At 49.4% G+C, this 21,598-nt stretch carries 20 protein-coding genes; 12 read left to right on the top strand and 8 right to left on the bottom strand.

Annotation, left to right across the window (positions count from 1 at the left end; translation table 11 throughout):
- Positions 1–1,140: a UDP-4-amino-4-deoxy-L-arabinose aminotransferase gene (gene arnB / locus VH187_RS20350; RefSeq protein WP_329703256.1), complete on the bottom strand. Its 1,140-nt coding sequence runs from the start codon at positions 1,138–1,140 to the stop codon at positions 1–3.
- A 789-nt stretch (positions 1,141–1,929) separates the two neighbouring features.
- Between arnB and VH187_RS20345 the strand changes: the two genes are divergently transcribed.
- The 7 genes from VH187_RS20345 (at position 1,930) to VH187_RS20315 (ending at position 9,065) form a co-directional block, all read left to right on the top strand.
- Positions 1,930–2,493, top strand: coding sequence for a LuxR C-terminal-related transcriptional regulator (locus tag VH187_RS20345; RefSeq protein ID WP_329703255.1), 564 nt, complete (start codon positions 1,930–1,932; stop codon positions 2,491–2,493).
- A 454-nt stretch (positions 2,494–2,947) separates the two neighbouring features.
- On the top strand, positions 2,948–3,313 hold the full coding sequence (locus VH187_RS20340; protein WP_329703254.1) for an NlpC/P60 family protein: 366 nt from the start codon (positions 2,948–2,950) through the stop codon (positions 3,311–3,313).
- A gap of 1,143 nt (positions 3,314–4,456) precedes the next feature.
- Complete coding sequence (locus tag VH187_RS20335; RefSeq protein WP_329703253.1) at positions 4,457–5,314, top strand: thymidylate synthase; 858 nt, start codon at positions 4,457–4,459, stop codon at positions 5,312–5,314.
- Positions 5,304–5,861 (top strand): inosine/xanthosine triphosphatase, encoded by a 558-nt coding sequence (locus VH187_RS20330; RefSeq protein WP_329703252.1) that lies wholly within the window; start codon positions 5,304–5,306, stop codon positions 5,859–5,861. The genes VH187_RS20335 and VH187_RS20330 overlap by 11 nt, the downstream gene beginning before the upstream one ends.
- 99 nt (positions 5,862–5,960) lie before the next feature.
- Complete coding sequence (locus VH187_RS20325; RefSeq protein WP_329703251.1) at positions 5,961–7,250, top strand: amidohydrolase family protein; 1,290 nt, start codon at positions 5,961–5,963, stop codon at positions 7,248–7,250.
- Positions 7,247–7,876 (top strand): phosphoribosylglycinamide formyltransferase, encoded by a 630-nt coding sequence (gene purN / locus VH187_RS20320; protein ID WP_329703250.1) that lies wholly within the window; start codon positions 7,247–7,249, stop codon positions 7,874–7,876. Before VH187_RS20325 ends, purN begins: the two co-directional genes overlap by 4 nt.
- The gene (locus VH187_RS20315; protein ID WP_329703249.1) at positions 7,857–9,065 is read left to right on the top strand and encodes an MFS transporter; all 1,209 of its coding nucleotides are present in this window, start codon (positions 7,857–7,859) and stop codon (positions 9,063–9,065) included. The genes purN and VH187_RS20315 overlap by 20 nt, the downstream gene beginning before the upstream one ends.
- A gap of 197 nt (positions 9,066–9,262) precedes the next feature.
- Here VH187_RS20315 and VH187_RS20310 read toward each other — a convergent pair whose 3' ends face one another.
- Positions 9,263–10,456 (bottom strand): BaiN/RdsA family NAD(P)/FAD-dependent oxidoreductase, encoded by a 1,194-nt coding sequence (locus VH187_RS20310; RefSeq protein WP_329703248.1) that lies wholly within the window; start codon positions 10,454–10,456, stop codon positions 9,263–9,265.
- A gap of 230 nt (positions 10,457–10,686) precedes the next feature.
- On the opposite strand from VH187_RS20310, the gene pitA reads away from it, so the two are divergent.
- On the top strand, positions 10,687–12,183 hold the full coding sequence (pitA, locus tag VH187_RS20305) for an inorganic phosphate transporter PitA (protein ID WP_329703247.1): 1,497 nt from the start codon (positions 10,687–10,689) through the stop codon (positions 12,181–12,183).
- Between the two features lie 67 nt (positions 12,184–12,250).
- Here pitA and uspB read toward each other — a convergent pair whose 3' ends face one another.
- Entirely contained in the window at positions 12,251–12,586 is a 336-nt protein-coding gene (gene uspB, locus VH187_RS20300; RefSeq protein WP_319627112.1) for a universal stress protein UspB, read from the bottom strand.
- A gap of 302 nt (positions 12,587–12,888) precedes the next feature.
- Between uspB and uspA the strand changes: the two genes are divergently transcribed.
- Positions 12,889–13,326: a universal stress protein UspA gene (gene uspA, locus VH187_RS20295; protein WP_329703246.1), complete on the top strand. Its 438-nt coding sequence runs from the start codon at positions 12,889–12,891 to the stop codon at positions 13,324–13,326.
- Positions 13,327–13,420: 94 nt separating this feature from the next.
- Here uspA and rsmJ read toward each other — a convergent pair whose 3' ends face one another.
- Entirely contained in the window at positions 13,421–14,173 is a 753-nt protein-coding gene (gene rsmJ / locus VH187_RS20290) for a 16S rRNA (guanine(1516)-N(2))-methyltransferase RsmJ (protein WP_329703245.1), read from the bottom strand.
- Positions 14,174–14,180: 7 nt separating this feature from the next.
- On the bottom strand, positions 14,181–16,223 hold the full coding sequence (prlC, locus tag VH187_RS20285) for an oligopeptidase A (protein WP_329703244.1): 2,043 nt from the start codon (positions 16,221–16,223) through the stop codon (positions 14,181–14,183).
- Between the two features lie 215 nt (positions 16,224–16,438).
- Between prlC and VH187_RS20280 the strand changes: the two genes are divergently transcribed.
- Positions 16,439–17,281 carry a 23S rRNA (adenine(2030)-N(6))-methyltransferase RlmJ gene (locus tag VH187_RS20280; protein ID WP_329703243.1) on the top strand — a complete coding sequence of 281 codons (843 nt, stop codon included), beginning with the start codon at positions 16,439–16,441 and terminating at the stop codon, positions 17,279–17,281.
- A gap of 70 nt (positions 17,282–17,351) precedes the next feature.
- Positions 17,352–18,704: a glutathione-disulfide reductase gene (gorA, locus tag VH187_RS20275; protein ID WP_329703242.1), complete on the top strand. Its 1,353-nt coding sequence runs from the start codon at positions 17,352–17,354 to the stop codon at positions 18,702–18,704.
- Positions 18,705–19,063: 359 nt separating this feature from the next.
- Here gorA and VH187_RS23510 read toward each other — a convergent pair whose 3' ends face one another.
- Together VH187_RS23510 and VH187_RS20270 are read right to left on the bottom strand one after the other, a co-directional pair.
- A complete protein-coding gene (locus tag VH187_RS23510) occupies positions 19,064–19,222 on the bottom strand; it encodes a helix-turn-helix domain-containing protein (RefSeq protein ID WP_414714013.1) in 159 nt (52 codons plus the stop codon).
- Positions 19,200–19,814: a cyclic nucleotide-binding domain-containing protein gene (locus VH187_RS20270; protein ID WP_329703241.1), complete on the bottom strand. Its 615-nt coding sequence runs from the start codon at positions 19,812–19,814 to the stop codon at positions 19,200–19,202. Before VH187_RS20270 ends, VH187_RS23510 begins: the two co-directional genes overlap by 23 nt.
- A 308-nt stretch (positions 19,815–20,122) precedes the next feature.
- On the opposite strand from VH187_RS20270, the gene VH187_RS20265 reads away from it, so the two are divergent.
- Positions 20,123–20,374, top strand: coding sequence for a hypothetical protein (locus VH187_RS20265; protein WP_329703240.1), 252 nt, complete (start codon positions 20,123–20,125; stop codon positions 20,372–20,374).
- A 5-nt stretch (positions 20,375–20,379) separates the two neighbouring features.
- On the opposite strand, the gene VH187_RS20260 is transcribed toward VH187_RS20265, so the two are convergent.
- Positions 20,380–21,471: a serine hydrolase domain-containing protein gene (locus tag VH187_RS20260; RefSeq protein ID WP_329703383.1), complete on the bottom strand. Its 1,092-nt coding sequence runs from the start codon at positions 21,469–21,471 to the stop codon at positions 20,380–20,382.
- Positions 21,472–21,598: the final 127 nt, after the last annotated feature.

Below are 21,598 nucleotides of genomic sequence, written 5' to 3'. Positions count from 1 at the left end.
TCAATGTCCTGCGAGCTGACGGAGCGCAGAAATGACGCGGGTTGTGTCGTCATGAGTCATATCCGGGAAAAGAGGCAGAGAACAGATGCGGGCGCTGTTCCACTCCGTGTTCGGCAAGGAGAGGTGTGGATAGCGTTCGCGGTAGTATTTTTGCGTGTGCGCGGCGCGGAAATGCAGCCCGGTGCCGATACCCTGCGCTTTCAGTTGTTCCATCAGACAGTCACGGCTGATGCCGCAGCGGGTTTCATCTACGCGAATGATAAACAGGTGCCAGGCGTGCTGGTGCGACCAAGCCGGTATTGCCAGCGGCTGGAAAGGCGTATCAGCCAGTTCAGTGAGATAGCGCTGCGCAATCTCGCTTCGGCGAATATTCGCCTGACGCAGTTTACCGAGCTGAACCAGCGCCAGTGCGGCGTTGATGTCCGCGAGGTTGTATTTAAAGCCTGGAGAAATCACTTCAGCCTGCGGTGCACGACCGTGAGTCTGGCGGTCATAAGCATCCACGCCCAGACCGTGAAATTTCAGGCTGCGAATGCGTAACGCAAGCTGGTCATCATCAGTGACAATCAGGCCACCTTCGGCGCAGGTCATGTTTTTGATCGCGTGGAAGGAGAAAATCGCTGTGCCTTTGTCACCAACGTGGCGGCCTTTGTAATAAGTGCCCGCAGCGTGGGCGGCATCTTCAATGACCGGAATACCGTGCTGTGCGGCAATGGCGCGGATGGCGTCGATATCGCACGGCGCACCGGCATAGTGAACGGGAATAATGGCTTTAGTACGTGCCGTGATAGCCGCCGCGACGGCCTCCGGGGTGACCATCAACGTGTCGTGGTTAACGTCAATCATTACTGGGGTCGCACCCAGCAGTTCAATCATATTGAGCGTGGAAACCCAGGTCTGCGAGGGAGTAATCACTTCGTCGCCCGGCCCGATGTCGAGCGCCATCAGAGTCACGTGCATCCCGCCGGTCGCAGAGCTCACGGCAATCGCGTTGCGGTTGCCAGTTAAGGCGCAAAACGCCTCTTCGAGCTGAGCATTCTTCGGGCCTGTTGTGATCCAGCCCGACTGCAACACGCCTTTCAGCGCGGCAAACTCCTCATCTCCCATAGACGGGCGTGAGAAAGGTAAAAATTCACTCATTGATTATCCTTACCCTGAACGTTGAGGTTAGACCGAAACCATCCTGCGCTCGCAGAGTTAAACGAAGTAATAATAAATAGGGTCGAAAACTGCGAGTTGATAAACACCAGCTCAACATGATTTAAATTAGCGGATATACATTAGGATAATATTAAGAATTCAAAGCATTTAAAAATACAGGCCAACTCATTGTTGTAAAAGGGTTTTAATGAAACCCACTTTCGCCAACATTAAATTTTCATCTCATTGTAATAACGCTGATATCAAGCCGTACGCACATAACTTCAACCTAAGCTCAACAAAGCGGAGGGTATGACTTTGATTTAATGATCGCGGCCACATTTTATTATTCATTTTAGGAGTGTTAGCACTGTTACGAGGAACGGAAAAGGAGCAGAGTATAAAACGCGAAGAAGGAAAGAATGCTTCCCGTCAGCAGGGCAAGTCTGAAACGAAACAGCAAAATGTCAGAACATGCTTTACCGAAGTGGCGAATGAGAAAATTCTCTCCCTGATAATCCATTTCAGCGTTGTTTACAGCAGTAAAATCATACGATATGTAACTTCATATTATTTTCACCGCAAACCCCACCTCAATAAAACATTACAAAACAAATGGTTATATATTGTTTTAAATATTCAAAAAAAGACATTTAACATTTTTGCGGTTTACATCACCTGGGTAATAACCGTACTGTTTGGGCCGATAAGTAGGTGGCCGATAATTTAAAATTAAATATAAACGGCCTTGTTTTCCTTTTAAATACCGAACAGGGATATCCCTCTATTATGAACATTAGCTTTGTTAGCGATAATTTCTATCTGTGCACAGGTATCGAATCGCAAGTTTTCGACTCTCATCAGATTTCAGACAAGCGTGATATTGACGCGTACCTTGAATCCTATAATCAGGACAACTATTTAGTTGTTGGTATTGAAAATCTTTTCCTGCGCGATTACTTCATTAAGAAAGTGAATCAGTTGCATCTCAAGTACATGATTCTGATGCAGGATATCATTAAAGATCATTGCTTTAAGATTGGTGACGTGGTGTTCTCTTCCATGGAATGCACTCCGCATTATATCCAGAAAATTGTTCGTTATTTTCCAAAGCCGCGTCAGAATGTCCTCACTCAACGTGAACTGGATATCCTTGAAGTATTCCACCTGCAAAATGTAAAAATTGCCCGTGAACTGGATATCTCGCAGAAAACGGCCAGCGGTCATCGCGTGAATATTCAACATAAACTGCGCATGAAATCAAAAAATACGCTGGCGATGCTGCGTATCAAAACGGCAATTTCACGCAGTAATGGGTCAAAATTGCACGGACTGCTTTCGCAACAAGCCTAAAAATTTCATTTGCTCAGGCCAGCAGGGAGAGCCACTCTCCCTGGCTATTTTCTTTCTCTATTCTGTTTAAGTTTCTATCAAAACGTGTCGCACTATCAAAAGTGATGGTGATCAATTCTTCATTTAAATTTGCAATTTACTTTTTCAGCGTTGCTCATCACACCTAAAAAACGTAGCATTCAGCCATAGAAATTTTTGTTCATTTACGATTAATAACTCGATAGTGATTATGTCTCTGCGCCTTGTCTTATTGTTCTGTTTATTGTTTTCCTTCCACTGTAGCGCGCAGGCTGCTCGTGATCATCACGCCGCCCCTCATCACAAAAAAACACACACCAAAACAAGCACGAAGCATAAACACAAGCATAAAAAAACAACCGCAAAACCGATTAAAATTCAGACAGCCTCAAAGCCCATTAAAACTGCGGCAAATCTCAAACGCCGTACCCGCCTGATGAACCAGTACAAACAATGGAAAGGCACCCGCTATCGACTGGGAGCAAACTCGCACAAAGCGATTGATTGCTCTGCACTGACCCGCCGCTTGTATCAGGATGCGTTTGACGTGAACTTGCCGCGAACAACGACCGGGCAATTAACAAGAGGTAAAAGAGCGAAGCAGGGTACGAGGCGGATTGGCGATCTGGTGTTCTTTAAAACCGGGCGAGCGCAAAAACATGTGGGGATTTATATCGGGGAAAATCGGTTTATTCACGCATCCCGCCGGAAAGGGGTCACCATTTCACAGCTGAATGACCCTTACTGGAACCGTCGCCTGCTGGCAGTGCGTAGAGTGTTGCCAGAGACCGTCGTTAGATGAAACCTTCGACAATCTGTAGAAGGCCATAGCTGGCAAGCCAGCCTCCGCCAATCACGGCCCCTTTTGCGGGCAGGCTCAATCTTTTGAAGCTCTGTTTGTTTTTCTTATAGACGAAAAACGTAAACAGCAGCTTTAATGATAGGGTCACGGACATAATCACGTAAATGTTCATGCGTTCTTTGTCTTAATCCTGGCTCGGGCAAAAGGGTGAAGCATCATACATTCCCACGATAAAAACAGGGAATTATTTTGTGCTATTGATGCCTTCCCTGTTGTTCTGCTCTTACACCTCTTATGGATCGACAATAAAGTTTGTAGCTTTGAGGGATTTTTTCAGTAAAAAAGTTTGTAGTTGCATTCAGTGCTTACCAGTAAGACAAACAAGGGATTGTCAGACCTATCTTCCACCCTGAGTCGCAATTCTGATGCTAAGACAGGAAGATGCAATCGTGTGCACCTGATTGCTAGCCTACCGAATGTTACATATCTGCACCGCTGAGTGCATACTCGACAGCATTAGGTCCATGCAAACCGATAGAGGGTCACTGGCTGTTGTGCTAGGGGAACTAAAGGGCAACTCTCTGGCCACCGATGCAGGAGAGACTGCGATCACCGCTACCACGGACAGTATGCATACATTCAGGCTGCTGGCAGGGGACATGCTGGAGTTTGTGGGCTAGGCTAAGCATCAGGACAGTGACTGGCGCAGGTCGCTTCCTACCTCTGTATGGGCTTTTTATTGTAAGGAGATAGCGTCGTATTGGATGACGAATCCGGTCATGAAGCCCCCTCGTTTAATTTTAAAACGCCGTCGTCTGTAATAATATCAAAAACGTGACACAGGTCTAATTAATTAAAAGACATAGATTAAACCGCGAAAATTCACAGACACTTAATATATTCACTCAGAAAATAACAAAAGAAACACCGGCCTGGCAAGGCCTCAATAGTATCATGATGAAATATCAGACCATTCAATTCACTGACACATCCTTTAGCGGTGCTAAACCCCCTTCTCTTTATAATTGCATAACTGGAATGCACCTAGCTTATAAAAGCCAAAAAAACATAGACAATAAATTCCTCGTCGATATTCTTAATATGGATTGTGATATATGTTTATTACTCAGCAAAGGATGCGTCATGGATAACGGCATTATCACTTCATGTAATAACTACAAAACGATTGCAGCGGATTCAGTCGATGAACTCGTCAGAAATGGGGTTTACCATATTCTTGCAGAAGGGGAATCCATCTCATCTCGCGCAGGTGATGCGCAGCAGGCCTATGGTGTAAACTATTTATTAAGGCACCCTCTGAACAGATTGCATACCACCAGACAAGGAGCTATTCGGTATCTTGCCAGAGAGTTTGTTGCCTACTTTAAGGGAAGCCTGAAGGCTGAAGACGGGCTGGCGAAAGCCTCAAAATTCTGGATGAGCCTGACCGATGATGACGGTAACGTTAATTCAAACTATGGGTATTATGTCTTTTATGAACCTGTAGAAGGATACGGCAACCAGTATAACTGGGCAAAGCATGTTCTGATGGCTAACCGGGATTCTCGCAGAGCTATTATTAACATTAATCAGAATTACCACAAGTCAGACACCAAAGATTTTCCCTGCACCGTCGGCATTCAATTTTACATAAAGAATAATGCCCTGTACTGCGAAACAACATCCCGAAGTACTGATGTTATTACAGGCTTACCGTATGACATGGGCTTCTTTTCGTTCATTCATGAATTATTGTGGAAGGATTTATGTCAGAGTGGCATGAACGGTCTGGGACTCGGTACCACAGTCATGAAAACTACCTTCACACAAATCTACAATAAAACTCTGCAAAAGGCCCATGAGGTGATAGAAAGTCACCTGCTCAGTGATAGTGATAAGCGCATGCCGCTAATTGAATCAGCACAGGATACGTTGTCCGATATCATTAACGGCCAACAACAGACTCCAGTTATTAAGTGGGTACATGCGCATGCCGAATAATCACCCCCTTATCGCTTTATGTTCTGAAAATAGTGCAAAAATAAAAGCGACAAAAGAAATATGCAGCCAGGCGTTCCATAATTTCTCACTGAGATGTTATGCCATCTCTTCCGGGGTCAGTGAAACACCTGACACCGATGAAGAAGCCTTGGCAGGCTGCCACCGCCGGATTGAAAACCTCGAAGCCAAGCTGGGAGGAGAAGTTGACGTAGTCATTGCTCTGGAGGGGCTTACTGAAAAAACATCCTACGGGACCTTTCTTTATGGATGGGCAGTCCTGAAAAATATCGCTGACGGCAGAATGTATTACGGCTGCAGCGGTAAGATCATGCTCCCAGCCGACGTCGCCGTTGGCCTTTCACGCAACCTGAAGCTTTCCGATCTGGTACTGGAAAAATTTGCATCCATCTCTCGGCAGGAACTGGAACGGTTGGGAACGAACGGCGTCCTGACGGGAGGGATGTATACCCGGTCAGATGAATTCAGCACAGCGCTGCGTTGCGCATTTGGATCTATGATTGCCGAACAAAAAGCCCTGAAATTATAAGTATCAGCACTTTTATTTAACAGGAAGGAGGCTGGCATACAGGTCTGTATGAACAGACTCCAGGTGCCACTGTCCTGTACCAGCAAACAGAGAGCCATTATGAAAACGAAGATCCTGTTTAAAGGGATAAAATATCTTGATGTGGTCCCTATGTTGCTCATTAGCGGTGACATCTATATCGAAGACGACACCATCGTTGAGATTGGGAGAGATTTGGTCGTCTGCAGTGAAACAGCAATCGTCGAAGCCAGCCAGCTTATTGCTTTCCCGGGGCTAGTCAATGCCCACCTTCATCCCAGTAAAGAAATTCATTGCAGCATTCTTGATGCCTCACCGATTGATATGGTGCTGGATTCTGTACATAAAAATAATGAGCTGGAGTCACCTCAGGGACAGTATATCGCGGCCCTAAAGGCGCTGTCCTCTGGAATAAAAAAGGGCGTGACGACATTTGGACTGTTTACCAGTCGTGCTGAGAATGACGTCCTGGCCGCCAGACTCACAGGGTGTCGCTGTGTGGTCAATTTTTGCCAGAGCAACATGTGGGCAGGGAAAGGTCAGAGCCCACAGCGCAGTACCGTGGATGTGGCCTGTGATAATTTTTATGCAGCGCTTTCTTCTTACCAAGACTCTCTTGTATCAGTGAGCCCGGCTACGGCCTCCGAACTATCGGCCGACGATGCACTACTTTTGGCTCTGCATAAAGCAGCACGTCACACCCGAACCAGACTGTTCCTGCATGCGCATGAAGGGAAAATACAGGTTGATCTGCACAGTGCTAAGTATGGAAAAAGTGGTATCCAGCGCTTAGCGGAATTAAAGATCCTTGATCGGCATACTGCACTTGTTCACTGTAGCCATCTTTCCGAAGACGACATTTCTGTACTTAAGAATAGTGGTGCTCAGATAATTCATTGCCCCGTCAGTAACAGCTTTGTCGGGGCAGGCACCTTTCCTGTCTCAGCCCTGATGAGTGATGTCAATATCGGTCTGGGTACTGATGCGGCAATGGTCAATCCGGGCAATAACCTGACATCTGATGCACTTTTTGCGTTATATCACCATGGAGATACGGATTTTAGCAAAAAAGTGTCTGCGGCCAAATTGCTATATTTTCTGACCGAAGGCGGAGCCAAAACACTGGGCCTGAATAATGTTGGCAAACTAGAAAGTGGTTACAAAGCTGATCTGATCCTTTTTGAGAAATCGAAAATTGATACTGACTACATTAATACCCCTGTATCGCTTCTCAAATTGTTAAACAGCGAAAGTCCTTCGCGTGTAATGATCAACGGAGAAAATATTATTATCGACGGTCGGTTTGTGAATGTCGATATTGAATTGAATGATACTGAATATGAAATGTTAAGAGCACAGGTCAGACTATGAAAAAAATAGCCTTTCTGTTTTCAGGGCGAGGAACCCTTATTCAATCCGCTATCCGTGCAGTGCAACACAGTCAGACCGCTGCCGAACTGAGCGTGATTATCACTAACAACCGCGAGTTTACTTCGGTCTCTAACCCCAATTTTTCAGGAAGAAAAGTTAAGGTCATCGATCATAAAAATTTCGATTCACGTCATGCGTTTGATGAGCATATCGCCGATATCTTACGAAAAAACCAGATAGATCTGGTGATTCTGGGTGGATTCAGACGTATTTTCACTAAAGAATTCTCCATGGAGTTTGGCCATAAAACCATGAACACGCATCCTTCCTTACTGCCTGCTTTGCCCGGAGACAAAGCTCAGCAAAAAGCCTTGAATATGGGGTTGCGTGTCACCGGAGCCACACTGCATTTCATTAATGAGGAAGTGGATGCGGGGCCCATTATTGATCAGGAGCCAGTCAGGATTACCAATGGAATGACGGAAAGTGATCTTCGGCAGGCAATTATTGAAGTGGAACAGAAGATGATTTATCGTGCGGCACTTGCCTTCTTGAACGGAAAGATAACATTGTCCGAATCCCGTGTCGTATATAAGGATTATATGCATGTACAAAATCCAGAATAATTTAATCGCTGCTACCCTCGTGGCTGGAATACTTTTTCTGGCCATTATCAGCCTTGGGCTATCTCTTGCCATCCTTCCTTTGTATATCAATAAAATCGCCGGATATTCGGCGTTTTTTGTCGGGCTTGTGATCGCGACAGAGTCCGTGGCTACACTCGTCTCCAGAGCCTTCGCTGGCCGCTATTCTGACAACCAAGGCCCAAGAAAAGGGATGACGCTGGGGCTATCTCTTACGGTCTCTGCCGGTTTATTGTGCTGGTTGACATTTACGTTTATTGCTCCGTCTCACACAGCTTACGGCGTGATCCTGTTTTCACGGGTACTGATGGGGATCGGGGAAAGTCTGATATTCACCTGCAGTGGAACTTGGCCAATCGGACTGGTTGGAAAGGCTCATGCAGGGAAAATCATGTCCTGGGTGGGGATTGCCATGTTCCTGGGACTTGCAATCGGGAATTTCGGGGGGACATGGTTCTATGCCCATTCAGGTCTGAATATCTCCGCATTAATCATGACAATATTGCCCCTGCTGGGCTTTATCGTTGTCATGCTAGTTAAACCCGTATCTGTCTCTCCCTCCAGAAGCCATGTCACCCTTGCTTACGCTATTACACGCGTCTGGAAAGCTGGTTCTGGTTTTTCACTGGCGAATATTGGATATGCCTCTATCACTGGTTTTCTGGTACTGTTTTTTATGCAAAATGACTGGGATAAGCAGGCCGCTATTGCCATTTCGCTTTTTGGAGTAGGATACGTTCTTTCTAGGCTTACACTCGGATGGAAAGCCGACAGTTCCGGGCTAAAACTGACCTTGTTTTCACTCTGCATCGAGGCGGTAGGGCTCCTGATGATTGGGCTAGCATCAAGCCCATGGATGGCAATGCTGGGCTCGTTTATGACAGGATTCGGTCTGTCTATGGTCTATCCGCTACTGGCATTGCCGGCAATCAAGAGCATGCCTGATGAAAACATTGGGCTTGCACTGAGCACCTATGAATCCTGCTTTGATATAGGGATCCTCATTTCAGGTCTGGTTGGCGGAGTTATCGTCTCCATCTTCGGTTACCCCGCAATTTTTATTTTCGCCTTCCTTTGCTGTCTTCTCGCGCTGTATTCAACAGTGCTGGCATATCGTCAACTCCGCATTGCGGAGTTAAGTAGGCTGACTGGCTCGGCGCCTTCATACTAACACCGCCATAATCGCAATGACATTCCCCATATTACGGCACCTGAAATAGAGTGCCGTTTGTTTTTTATACAGCCAACCACACCTCGCTGAAGCCAACCCCGAGAAGTGAATCGAGCGCACATTAACAACAATCTTTATTTCTACAGCAGCCTTTCAACTACAAACCTTTTGCTTAAGCTACAAACATTATTATCGATCTACGCCTCTACCAACGCCTGCGCGCACGCCCAGGCCGATGCCCATGCCCACTGGAAGTTGTAGCCGCCGAGCCAGCCGGTAACGTCCATCACTTCTCCGATGAAATAAAGCCCCGGTACTTTGCGCGCTTCCATAGTGCGTGAGGAAAGCTCATCGGTATTGACACCACCCAGCGTTACTTCGGCAGTGCGGTATCCCTCGGTGCCATTTGGCTGTATGCGCCAGTTGGTCAGCGTGTCGACCAGCTGCTGCTGATCTTTGCTGTTAAGTTGTTTGAGTTGTACATCCGGGATTTGCCCCAGCAGTTGCAGGCATTCCACCAGACGTTTTGGCAACTGCATCGCCAGCGTGTTTTTCAGGCTCTGGTTGGGGTGCGCGTTACGCTGCTCATCGAGGAACGTTTCAAGATCACACTCTGGCAGTAGATTGATGCTGACGAATTCACCAGATTGCCAGAAGCTGGAAATTTGCAGCACGGCAGGGCCTGAAAGCCCACGGTGGGTGAACAACAGGTTTTCGCGGAATACGGTGCCATCATTGGCGGTGATCACCGATGGCACGGAAACGCCGGAAAGCACCTGCAATTGTTCCAGCAGCGGTTTGTGCAGTGTAAAGGGCACCAATCCTGCGCGGGTCGGCAAAACGTTCAGGCCAAACTGCTCGGCAATCTTATAGCCGAATGGCGATGCGCCGAGGCCCGGCATCGATAACCCGCCGCTGGCAATCACCAGTTTTTTCGCCGCCACCGTATCGCCGTTGAGTTGCAGCGTGTAGCCCTCTTCGTCGCGCTCAACGCTGATAATCTCGGTACGCAGACGCGTGATGACCCCGCCCTTCTCGCATTCCGACACCAGCATGTCGACGATTTGCTCGGCGGAATCATCGCAGAACAACTGGCCAAGGGTCTTCTCATGCCACGCAATGCCATATTTTCCGACCAGATCGATAAAGTCCCACTGGGTGTAACGCGCCAGCGCCGATTTGCAAAAATGCGGGTTCTGACTGAGGTACGCCGCGGGTTCTACGTACATATTGGTGAAGTTACATCGCCCACCGCCGGACATTAAAATCTTGCGGCCCGGCTTTTTGCCGTTATCCAGAAGCAACACTCGCGCCCCGGCCTGTCCCGCCTGCGCTGCACAAAACATTCCCGCCGCGCCCGCGCCGACAACAATGGCATCAAACCTTTCCACACGCCTGTCCTCTCATTTTGAATGTCGGGAATTGTAAATTTTCCCTTGCGGTACGACCAGTAAGAATTTTTTCATGACGGGTCATACGTTTGAAACATATAGGAATAATCCAAAGACTATTTTTACGTTGGTGAAGAAATATCAATAAAAGTCTATATTTCTCTTTGCCCACGCCGCGTTTGTCCTGGATAATGCGCCGCGTTCATGTCCTCAAAATGGCGTAACGTCCTATGCTACATTTGTTTGCTGGCCTGGATTTACATACTGGGCTTTTATTACTGCTTGCTCTGGGATTTGTATTGTTTTACGAAGCGATTAATGGCTTCCACGACACCGCAAACGCAGTAGCGACCGTTATCTACACCCGCGCGATGCGTTCGCAACTCGCGGTGGCGATGGCGGCAATTTTCAACTTCTTTGGCGTGCTGCTTGGCGGTCTGAGCGTAGCCTATGCGATTGTGCATATGCTGCCAACGGATTTGCTGCTGAACATGGGCTCTGCTCATGGTCTCGCCATGGTCTTTTCTATGCTGTTAGCGGCGATTATCTGGAACCTCGGAACCTGGTATTTCGGCCTGCCAGCATCAAGCTCTCACACCCTGATCGGGGCCATTATCGGGATTGGGTTAACCAATGCACTGATGACCGGCACCTCTGTTGTTGACGCGCTGAATATCCCGAAAGTGATTGGGATTTTCGCTTCACTGATTGTCTCGCCTATTGTCGGTCTGGTTGTTGCCGGTGGCCTGATTTTCCTGCTGCGTCGCTACTGGAGCAACACCAAAAAACGGGCTCGTATCCACATGACGCCTGCGGAACGTGAAAAGATGGACGGTAAGAAAAAGCCGCCTTTCTGGACACGTATCGCACTGATCATTTCGGCTATTGGCGTTGCGTTTTCTCACGGCGCGAATGACGGTCAGAAAGGCATTGGTCTGGTGATGCTGGTCCTGATTGGCGTGGCACCAGCGGGCTTTGTGGTCAACATGAACGCTTCTGGCTACGAAATCACCCGTACTCGTGATGCGGTTAACAACGTTGAGCTCTATTTCCAGCAGCATCCTGACCTGCTGCAAAAAGTAACCAGCGCTGAACCGTTGATTCCATCGCCAGAGCCGGGTGCGACCCAGCCTGCTGAATTCCATTGTCATCCGGCAAATACCATCAACGCACTGAACCGCGTGAAAGGCATGCTGGATAACATTGAGAGTTACGACAAGCTGAGCGTCGATCAGCGCAGCCAGATGCGTCGCGTCATGCTGTGCATTTCCGATACCACCGATAAAGTGGCGAAGCTGCCTGACGTCAGCAATGACGACAAGCGTCTGCTGAAAAAACTCAAAACCGATATGTTGAGCACCATCGAGTACGCACCGGTCTGGATTATCATGGCTGTCGCGCTGGCGCTGGGCATTGGTACGATGATTGGCTGGCGTCGTGTGGCGACCACCATCGGTGAGAAAATCGGTAAGAAAGGCATGACCTATGCACAGGGCATGTCCGCGCAGATGACCGCTGCGGTATCGATTGGACTCGCGAGTTATACCGGGATGCCAGTCTCAACCACCCACGTTCTGTCGTCCTCCGTTGCGGGTACGATGATCGTTGACGGTGGCGGTCTGCAACGCAAGACCGTGACGAACATTCTGATGGCATGGGTTCTGACCCTGCCTGCAGCGATTCTCCTTTCTGGCGGCCTCTATTGGCTGAGCCTGAAGCTTATCTGAGTCTCTGTCAGCGTCTGAAAACGACAAAAACGGGTCAGGAAACTGACCCGTTTTTTTATGTCGAAACTCAGTGCCAAATCATCAACGCAATCATGCTGATAATCACCAGGCCACACAGCGCACTGGTTAACACAAACTGACGGCGAACACGCTCACAGCGGCGAATAAACTCATCATCATGATGATCGCGATAACGCTGCGCGTAGATATACCACACCAGACGCACCTGTTTGCCAGGCTGACCGTGGGAGGTGAAAAAACCTCCGCCATCCACATACTGATAGAGTAAGGGATCGCAACCACGCAGCACCACCAGCAGGGCGCGCAATGATGAGAAGTAGCGCGCCATATTCACCACACACACGATGCACAAAGCCCAAAACAGCGCGACAGTGCTTACCATACCTCCTCCCCGGCGACCCGCCCACGGAGACTCCCTCCAGGACTACCGCACCCCGAAACTCATCAGACAGTCAGTGAAAGAGTGAGAGACCGATCACATTAACTTCGCCGACCGACTCTTTTAATAGTGTAGGAGATCCGCTGATTTTTTTGCCACATCCTTAATCGTAATCAATAGCAAAAGCGCAAAGATTTGTTTAACTAATTGGTGATAAAGGGTCATTGACGTAACTTAAGGGTCGTTTTAAGGTTGAGTTGACTATACTTAACGAGTAACCACAGACTTAAGGAAGGAGTAACACTATGGCTTACAAACACATTCTTATCGCGGTCGATCTGTCGCCGGAAAGCAAAATGCTGGTAGATAAAGCAGTCTCGATGGCGCGCCCGTATAACGCGAAAGTTTCCCTGATTCATGTCGATGTGAACTACTCCGATCTCTATACCGGCCTGATTGATGTCAATCTGGGTGATATGCAGAAACGCATCTCGGAAGAAACTCATCACGCGTTGAGTGAGCTTTCCACTAACGCCGGGTATCCGATCACCGAAACCCTGAGTGGCAGCGGTGATTTGGGCCAGGTGCTGGTTGATGCCATCAAGAAATACGATATGGATTTGGTGGTTTGCGGTCATCATCAGGATTTCTGGAGCAAGCTGATGTCTTCGGCTCGCCAGCTGATTAACACCGTACATGTGGATATGCTGATTGTTCCACTGCGTGACGAAGAAGACGAGTAATAGCTTGTTGCCCGGTAGCGGCTAAGCCTTACCGGGCACTACACGATCACGGAAAAACGTAAGCCGGGTCAGGCGCAATCGCCACCCGGCTTTCTTATTCCGGCGTCCCGGCGTAAATATCAAAGCGATGCCCTTTCGTCACCACTGCGTTTGAAGTGGCAACGTCTGCCAGCGGCGGTGCGTAGTCCGGGCGCTTTACCACGACCCGCTTTGTCGCCAATTGTTGTGCAGGGATCAGCAGCCCGTCGGCATCTAAATCCGGCCCCACCAACGACTGAAACACTCGCATCTCTTTTTTCACCAGCGCGCTTTTCTGCTTATGGGGGAACATCGGGTCGAGATAGACCACCTGCGGGCGCGGCGCGATATCGGTCAATGCCGTTAGACTCGAGGCATGAATCAACTGCAAGCGATCTTGCAACCAGCCGCCGATTTCCGGGTCAGCGTAGCCGCGAGCCAAACCGTCATCGAGCAACGCGGCCACTACCGGATTACGTTCCAGCATCCGCACTCGACACCCTACCGAAGCCAGCACAAACGCGTCACGGCCTAATCCTGCCGTAGCATCCACGACATCGGGCAAATAACTGCCTTTGATGCCCACCGCTTTCGCCACCGCTTCCCCACGACCGCCGCCGAATTTTCGTCGATGCGCCATCGGGCCACCCACAAAATCCACGAAGATGCCGCCGAGTTTGGGTTCATCACGCTTACGCAGTTCGAGATGCTCTGTTGTGAGCACCAGCGCCATCAGGTTATCCGCATCCTGTTCCAGGCCCCAACGAGTCGCAAGAACAGATAAGGCGCCATCACTGGCGCCTGATTCATCAACTAAACATATTTTCACGAACGGGTTAGCCTTTGATGCCGTAATGCTCAAGCATCGCGTCCAGTTGCGGTTCACGGCCACGGAAGCGTTTGAACAGCGTCATTGGCTCTTCGGAACCGCCACGGCTCAGGATATTGTCGAGGAACGACTGCCCAGTTTCACGGTTGAAAATCCCTTCTTTTTCGAAACGAGAGAACGCGTCTGCCGCCAGCACATCGGCCCACAAATAGCTGTAGTAACCTGCCGCATAGCCGCCAGCAAAAATGTGGCTGAAAGCGTGCGGGAATCGGCCCCATGATGGGCCCGGGACCACAGAAACTTGTTTCTTGATTTCTGCCAGCGTCTCGAGGATTTTCGCGCCCTGCTCTGGATTAAATTCGGCATGCAGACGGAAATCGAACAGGCCGAATTCCAGCTGACGCAGCACGAACATTGCCGCCTGGTAGTTTTTCGCTGCCAGCATTTTATCCAGCAGTTCTTTTGGCAGTGGTTCGCCCGTTTCAAAGTGACCAGAGATAAACGCCAGCGCTTCCGGCTCCCAACACCAGTTTTCCATAAACTGGCTCGGCAACTCGACGGCATCCCACGGCACACCGCTGATGCCCGAAACGCCTGCGGTTTCGATGCGGGTCAGCATGTGATGCAGCCCATGACCAAATTCATGGAACAGGGTGATCACTTCGTCGTGGGTAAAGAGCGCAGGCTTGCCGTTAACCGGACGGTTGAAGTTACAGGTGAGATAGGCCACCGGTTTTTGCAGCGAACCGTCCGCTTTACGCATCTGGCCCACACAGTCATCCATCCACGCGCCGCCGCGTTTGTGCTCGCGGGCGTAGAGATCGAGATAGAAACTGCCGCGCAGTTCGTTTTTGTCATCGTACAGCTCGAAGAAGCGCACTTCCGGGCTCCACACGTCAATGTCTTTGCGCTCTTTGGCGGTGATACCGTAAATGCGCTGAACCACTTCGAACAGACCGTTGACGGCTTTGTTTTCCGGGAAGTAAGGACGCAGTTGTTCGTCGCTGATGCTGTAGAGATGTTGTTTCTGTTTTTCGCTGTAGTAAGCAATATCCCACGGCTGTAACTCATCGATACCAAATTCCGCTTTCGCATACGCACGCAGCTGAGCCAGTTCTTTTTCGCCCTGCGGACGGGCGCGTTTTGCCAGATCGGTCAGGAATTCGAGCACCTGCTGCGGGTTTTCTGCCATTTTGGTCGCCAGCGATTTCAACGCATAGCTTTCAAAGCCCAGCAGCTGTGCCAATTCGTGACGCAGCGCGAGGATCTCTTCCATTACCGGGCTGTTGTCCCATTTCCCGGCATTCGGGCCCTGGTCAGACGCACGAGTGGTGTAAGCGCGATACATCTCTTCACGCAGCGCCTGGTTGTCGCAATAGGTCATCACCGGCAGATAACTCGGGATGTCGAGCGTCAGCAGATAGCCTTCTTGTTCTTTGGCTTCGGCCTGTGCTTTCGCTGCTGCCAGTGCACTTTCCGGCATCCCGGCAAGCTCAGTTTCATCTGTGACAAGCTTGTTCCAGCCCATGGTGGCGTCGAGCACGTTGTTGCTGTACTGGTTACCTAATTCAGACAGACGCGCCGCGATTTCGCCGTAGCGTTTCTGTTTCTCTTTCGACAGGCCAATCCCGGACAGCTCAAAATCACGCAGCGCGTTATCGACTGCTTTTTTCTGTGCGGTATTCAGGCTTGCGTAATGGTCACCGTCGCGCAGGTCACGATACGCCTGATACAAACCTTCATGCTGACCCACCCAGGTGCTGTACTCGGACAGCAGCGGCAGCGTCTGCTCATAGGCTTCGCGCAGTTCCGGGCTGTTTTTCACGGAATTCAGATGGCTGACCGGCGAGAACAGACGGCCCAGCACATCGTCCACTTCGGCCAGTGGCTGACACAGACTTTCCCAGCTGTACGGCGCGCCCTGCGCCACAACGCTTTCAACCGCCGTGCGGCAATCGTCCAGCGCTTTAGTCACTGCTGGGACGACGTGCTCTGGCTGGATTTTTGAAAACGGTGGCAAATCGAAGGGCGTCAGTAATGGATTAGTCATAAGCGCTGTCCTGTTTAAAAAGAGTGAATGAGGCGCACATCCGGCGCGGCACATATCTTTGTAGAATGGGGTTAAGTGTAGAGGATTTCAATGCCAGACGATGCGCTTTCGCGGCGACAGAGACTTTTCTGTATACTGTCCCCATCGCTTTTTTTTGTGACCCGGTGGCACTGCGTTCACCGGGCCTGTAATTACTCAGTGGAACACCTTTATTCATGCTCAGTTATCGCCACAGCTTTCACGCCGGCAACCACGCCGACGTCCTCAAACACACCGTTCAGAGCCTGATCATTGAATCGCTGAAAGAGAAAGAAAAACCGTTTCTCTATCTCGACACTCACGCGGGCGCAGGGCGTTATCAGCTGAGCAGCGAGCATGCAGAGCGCACAGGTGAGTACATGGAAGGCATCGCCCGCATCTGGCAGCAGGATGATTTGCCTGCGGAATTAGAGCCTTACATCAACGTGGTGAATCATTTCAACCGCAGCGGTCAGTTGCGCTATTACCCGGGTTCTCCGCTGATTGCACGCCAGTTGCTGCGTGAGCAGGACAGCCTGAACCTGACCGAACTGCACCCGAGCGATTTCCCGCTGCTGCGTTCCGAATTTCAGAAAGATGACCGTGCGCGAGTGGAGAAATCCGACGGCTATCAGCAGCTTAAATCCAAGCTGCCGCCAGCATCACGCCGTGGTCTGGTACTGATTGACCCGCCGTATGAGATTAAAACCGACTATCAGGCTGTCGTTTCTGGCATCAGCGAAGGCTACAAGCGTTTTGCTACCGGCACTTATGCATTGTGGTATCCAGTCGTATTGCGCGCGCAAATTAAACGCATGATCAAAGAGCTCGAAGCCACCGGTATTCGCCGCATTCTGCAAATCGAGCTGGCGGTGCGTCCGGATAGCGATCAGCGCGGCATGACGGCATCCGGCATGATCGTTATCAATCCGCCGTGGAAACTCGAACAACAGATGAATAACGTGCTGCCATGGCTGCACAAAAAGCTGGTGCCAACGGGCACGGGCCACGCCACCGTTAGCTGGATTGTGCCGGAGTAATCACAATCATCGGTGGAACCTATGGATTCCAGGTATACAATCGCGGCAATCAACGATTAAGGAAGAAGCTATGACTAAGCATTATGACTATATCGCCATCGGCGGCGGCAGCGGCGGCATCGCCTCCATTAACCGCGCGGCGATGTACGGCCAGAAATGTGCGCTGATTGAAGCCAAAGAGCTCGGCGGCACCTGTGTGAACGTCGGCTGCGTACCGAAGAAAGTGATGTGGCATGCCGCGCAGATCCGCGAGGCCATTCATATGTACGGCCCGGACTACGGCTTCGACACCACTATCAACCACTTCGACTGGAACAAGCTGGTCTCCAGCCGTACAGCTTATATCGATCGCATTCACACCTCGTACGACACCGTGCTGGGCAAAAATAACGTCGATGTGATCAAAGGCTTTGCCCGTTTCGTCGATGAAAGAACCATTGAAGTGAACGGTGAAACGCTGACTGCCGATCATATTTTGATTGCTACCGGCGGTCGTCCGAGCCACCCAGATATTCCTGGCGTGGAATACGGTATCGACTCTGACGGTTTCTTCGAGTTGCCAGCGCTGCCAAAACGCGTGGCCGTTGTCGGCGCGGGTTACATCGCGGTTGAACTGGCGGGCGTGATCAATGGCCTCGGTGCCCAAACGCATCTGTTTGTGCGTAAGCATGCGCCGCTGCGCAGCTTTGACCCGATGATCGTTGAAACGCTGGTTGAAGTGATGAACGCCGAAGGCCCAACGCTGCATACCCATGCAGTGCCAAAAGCCGTCATTAAAAATGCCGATGGCAGCCTGACACTGGAACTGGAAGATGGCCGTAGTCAGACCGTCGATAGCCTGATTTGGGCGATTGGCCGCGAGCCTGCAAACGACAATTTCAACCTGGTGGCGACGGGTGTGAAAACCAACGACAAAGGTTATATCGTTGTCGATAAGTTCCAGAACACCAGCGTGCCGGGCATTTATGCCGTCGGTGATAACACGGGTGCGGTAGAGTTAACGCCTGTTGCCGTGGCGGCAGGTCGCCGTCTGTCCGAGCGCCTGTTCAACAACAAGCCGGACGAGCATCTGGATTACAGCAACATTCCAACCGTGGTGTTCAGCCATCCGCCAATTGGCACCATTGGCCTGAGCGAACCGCAGGCGCGTGAGCAGTATGGCGACGACGCAGTGAAGGTATATAAATCCTCCTTTACCGCGATGTACACCGCCGTGACCTCTCACCGTCAGCCGTGCCGTATGAAGTTGGTGTGTGTGGGCCCGGAAGAGAAAATCGTCGGGATTCACGGTATCGGCTTCGGGATGGACGAAATCCTGCAAGGCTTCGCGGTAGCCCTGAAAATGGGCGCAACCAAGAAAGATTTCGATAACACAGTGGCTATTCACCCGACGGCTGCAGAAGAATTTGTTACCATGCGTTAAGAAATAAGCATCGGGTACAAACTTCTACGGTAAAAAAATAAAAGGGCCAGAATTTACTCTGGCCCTTTTACAAGCACCTCGCTTATCAGCACTATTCACTTTTAAATTCACTTTTAAAGACTTCCCGGCATACTGAATATTTCCACAGCGAGACAACCACTTCTTAAACCAGCGATTATGTCTGGAAGACGAAAGATGACAATATAAAAGCTGCTGGATCAATGCTCTACGCAGGTGAGATAATGTTTGCTTAACCTGAATTGCCATCATAAAAGAAATAAAACTAATATACAAACAAGAGCTAACGACAAACACTTAAGACACCAATATGAAAGGGACATCATGACTGGTTCGATCCTTTAATATTTCAAAGGAATATTACTTATATCCTTTAGAATGCCTCTATCCATCAGAATATATCCACCTGCTTTCAGATTAGAGTGAATTCGCATAATTCGGCTTCGTGAAATATTGGTTTTATCTCGAATATAGTTCTCAACCAGGATACGCTCGCGCACATTTTCTGTGCTTAGCCATTAACTCATAAAGTTGAATTCGCACACTATCATAGGCAGATGGCACTACCAGTTTGAAAATCACCTCCCCTAAAATACTTGACATCACTTGTAAATAGCGAGAGAAGGTTTCCCATAAATTTAACTCGCCCAACAACTCATAGAGGCAACCAATATCCAGAACCGCGATTTCAGCAGGGATTATCACTTTCAGCGTGTAGATGGAAGCAGAATCTGGAGGGATCGGAATAATACCTCTTATACTTGGCGCATCAAGGAGTTCGAGCAATACATCATTCGGCTGGCGATAAAGCGAGATTGCACCCGTGCGAATGTAGTAGCATTTTGAGTCACGGCTCGAACTCAGAGTAAAGCGCTGCCCTATTGGATAGGTATGACAATGCAAATGAGGTGATATCTTTTCAATTAATTCAATTAGATAATGAGAGTGCCTCGCAATAGCTTGAGGGTGATTCGAATTCAGCGGGCCAGAGTGGGATATAGTTTCACACGCCTCCAAGAGGTTGATAACACAGTCTTGAGATGAACCATAGAACAGACTCAGCTCCTGCTTTTTGCTCGCTTCTGTCTTCATTTAGTGATTATCATGTAGTGTTGTTCCGGTTTGCACCTGATTTCCCGTCCATTCACAGAAAAATGCTGTCATTAAGCTACCTCCAAAGTTCCAATCCCATTGCATCGATTTGCTAATCTCAAGAGAAAGATCGCAACCACGCCGCTACCCACAGGGATCAATACCCTATAATTTTATTTTGAATTGTTTTTTCTACATGACAGCACTAATTGCACCACGTCTGCAATTTACGCTAAGAGATACTATGCGAGCTGATATTAATAATATTAATTGTCATTCTTTGCATTTATTTATAAGGTTTTATCTTCGTGAAAAAAACAATACTTTCTGTATTAACGGCTGCGACGCTCTTGTCAGCCATGACCCTCCCTGCTCATGCAACGCATCGCAGTAACGAGCGCCAGGATGCTCGCAACACCCGTCAGGATGCTCGCACCGAAGGTCGCGATAAGAAGCAAGAGTGCTTTAAAGACAATGATAAAAGCAACTCCCGTTGCCGTCAGGACAAGCGCGAAAACCGCCGCGATGGTCGTCGCGACGCCTTCGATAAGAAGTGGTAACAGATTTATTTTTGGGCAATGCGTTTTAATAGCGCATGCCCAATATAATTACTCCAGTTAAAGCTATTTTGTAATACCACTACCGCATTCTGGTTTTCTTTATCGAATCCGATATAACTGGAATACCCACCGATGTAGCCCACCTGATACGTGATTTTTTGCTGACCGTAGGTATCGGTTATCCATGCAATATTGGCCGCTTCCTTCTCTCGAGGGAAATAATCGACAGTGACATCTGCAAACGCTTTGTCCAGCGACGCATTGCCTGTAGAAGAAAAATGCGCCCGTGTATATTCGATAAGATCCCTGGCATCACTGTAAAGGCTTGCCGCACCGACCATATTATTGCTGAACTGCCAGTCCGGTGTTAACGCGCCCCGAGCAATAAATTTCGGCTGATCACCCGCGTGCCCTAACGCGCGCTGCGGGAAGGTTCGCAGACTTTCCGGGTCGAAGCTCGCATTGTCCATTTCCAGTGGCTGAAAAATTTTCTGCGCTGACAACGTTTCAATCGACTGCCCGGTTTTATATTTCAGGATATAGCCGAGCACGGCGTAGCCAATATTGGAATAACGTGGCTCATGCGTTAATGGCGCATTGAAAGTACTGAGATAATTCAGGACGCCATCACTGTCCAAATCCTGATAGAAGTTTTCGCCGTCACGCAGATAGCTCACCAGATGCTCTAACGACAACAAATTCATCGGCTGACGCGGCAAACCGGAAGTGTGCGTCACCAGTTGCAGGAGCGTGATTTTTTTCGCATCCGCACTCAGCAGCGTTCCCGGTGGCAGTAGCGTATCCAGTGTGTCATCCCAGTGTAAACGCCCCTCGTTCACCAGCAGCGTTATCACCTCGGCGGTAATCCCTTTACTCAATGAACCGAGCGCAAACAGGGTATCCGGTGTTATCGGGTAATGGTTTTTGGCATCCGTGACGCCATAGCAGTAAAATTTCGCCGGGCCATTATGCTGAATAACGGCCACCACCATGCCCGACACCTGTTTGGTCTGCATATATTCAGTGACGAGTTCGTCGACGGAAAGCGCCCGTCCATTTTGCGCCACCTGAGTCACTTCACTGGAAGGCATATTCATTTGCGAAAGCGTTCCGGCACAGCCGCAGAGCTGTGTAGACGCAATCAGCACAGGGAGTATTAACCCTTTCAATATTGCCTTCCTGTTGAGATAAAGAGGTGGAGAATGACGAAATAGCGAGCGGCTC

It is taken from the genome of Scandinavium sp., from assembly GCF_036271055.1.
Lineage (GTDB): Bacteria > Pseudomonadota > Gammaproteobacteria > Enterobacterales > Enterobacteriaceae > Scandinavium.
The sequence above is the reverse complement of the archived record's forward strand: the minus strand, read 5'-3'. Positions and strand labels throughout refer to the sequence as shown.

Excerpts from the sequence above, each read along its gene's own strand:
- pitA (WP_329703247.1), top strand. The coding sequence starts at position 10,687 with ATGCTACATTTGTTTGCTGGCCTGGATTTACATACTGGGCTTTTATTA.
- VH187_RS20270 (WP_329703241.1), bottom strand. The coding sequence starts at position 19,814 with ATGAAGACAGAAGCGAGCAAAAAGCAGGAGCTGAGTCTGTTCTATGGT.
- prlC (WP_329703244.1), bottom strand. The coding sequence starts at position 16,223 with ATGACTAATCCATTACTGACGCCCTTCGATTTGCCACCGTTTTCAAAA.
- uspB (WP_319627112.1), bottom strand. The coding sequence starts at position 12,586 with ATGGTAAGCACTGTCGCGCTGTTTTGGGCTTTGTGCATCGTGTGTGTG.
- VH187_RS20345 (WP_329703255.1), top strand. The coding sequence starts at position 1,930 with ATGAACATTAGCTTTGTTAGCGATAATTTCTATCTGTGCACAGGTATC.
- VH187_RS20325 (WP_329703251.1), top strand. The coding sequence starts at position 5,961 with ATGAAAACGAAGATCCTGTTTAAAGGGATAAAATATCTTGATGTGGTC.
- uspA (WP_329703246.1), top strand. The coding sequence starts at position 12,889 with ATGGCTTACAAACACATTCTTATCGCGGTCGATCTGTCGCCGGAAAGC.
- VH187_RS20315 (WP_329703249.1), top strand. The coding sequence starts at position 7,857 with ATGTACAAAATCCAGAATAATTTAATCGCTGCTACCCTCGTGGCTGGA.
- VH187_RS20330 (WP_329703252.1), top strand. The coding sequence starts at position 5,304 with ATGCCGAATAATCACCCCCTTATCGCTTTATGTTCTGAAAATAGTGCA.
- VH187_RS20340 (WP_329703254.1), top strand. The coding sequence starts at position 2,948 with ATGAACCAGTACAAACAATGGAAAGGCACCCGCTATCGACTGGGAGCA.
- VH187_RS20280 (WP_329703243.1), top strand. The coding sequence starts at position 16,439 with ATGCTCAGTTATCGCCACAGCTTTCACGCCGGCAACCACGCCGACGTC.
- purN (WP_329703250.1), top strand. The coding sequence starts at position 7,247 with ATGAAAAAAATAGCCTTTCTGTTTTCAGGGCGAGGAACCCTTATTCAA.
- VH187_RS20260 (WP_329703383.1), bottom strand. The coding sequence starts at position 21,471 with ATGAATATGCCTTCCAGTGAAGTGACTCAGGTGGCGCAAAATGGACGG.
- gorA (WP_329703242.1), top strand. The coding sequence starts at position 17,352 with ATGACTAAGCATTATGACTATATCGCCATCGGCGGCGGCAGCGGCGGC.
- VH187_RS20335 (WP_329703253.1), top strand. The coding sequence starts at position 4,457 with ATGGATAACGGCATTATCACTTCATGTAATAACTACAAAACGATTGCA.
- arnB (WP_329703256.1), bottom strand. The coding sequence starts at position 1,140 with ATGAGTGAATTTTTACCTTTCTCACGCCCGTCTATGGGAGATGAGGAG.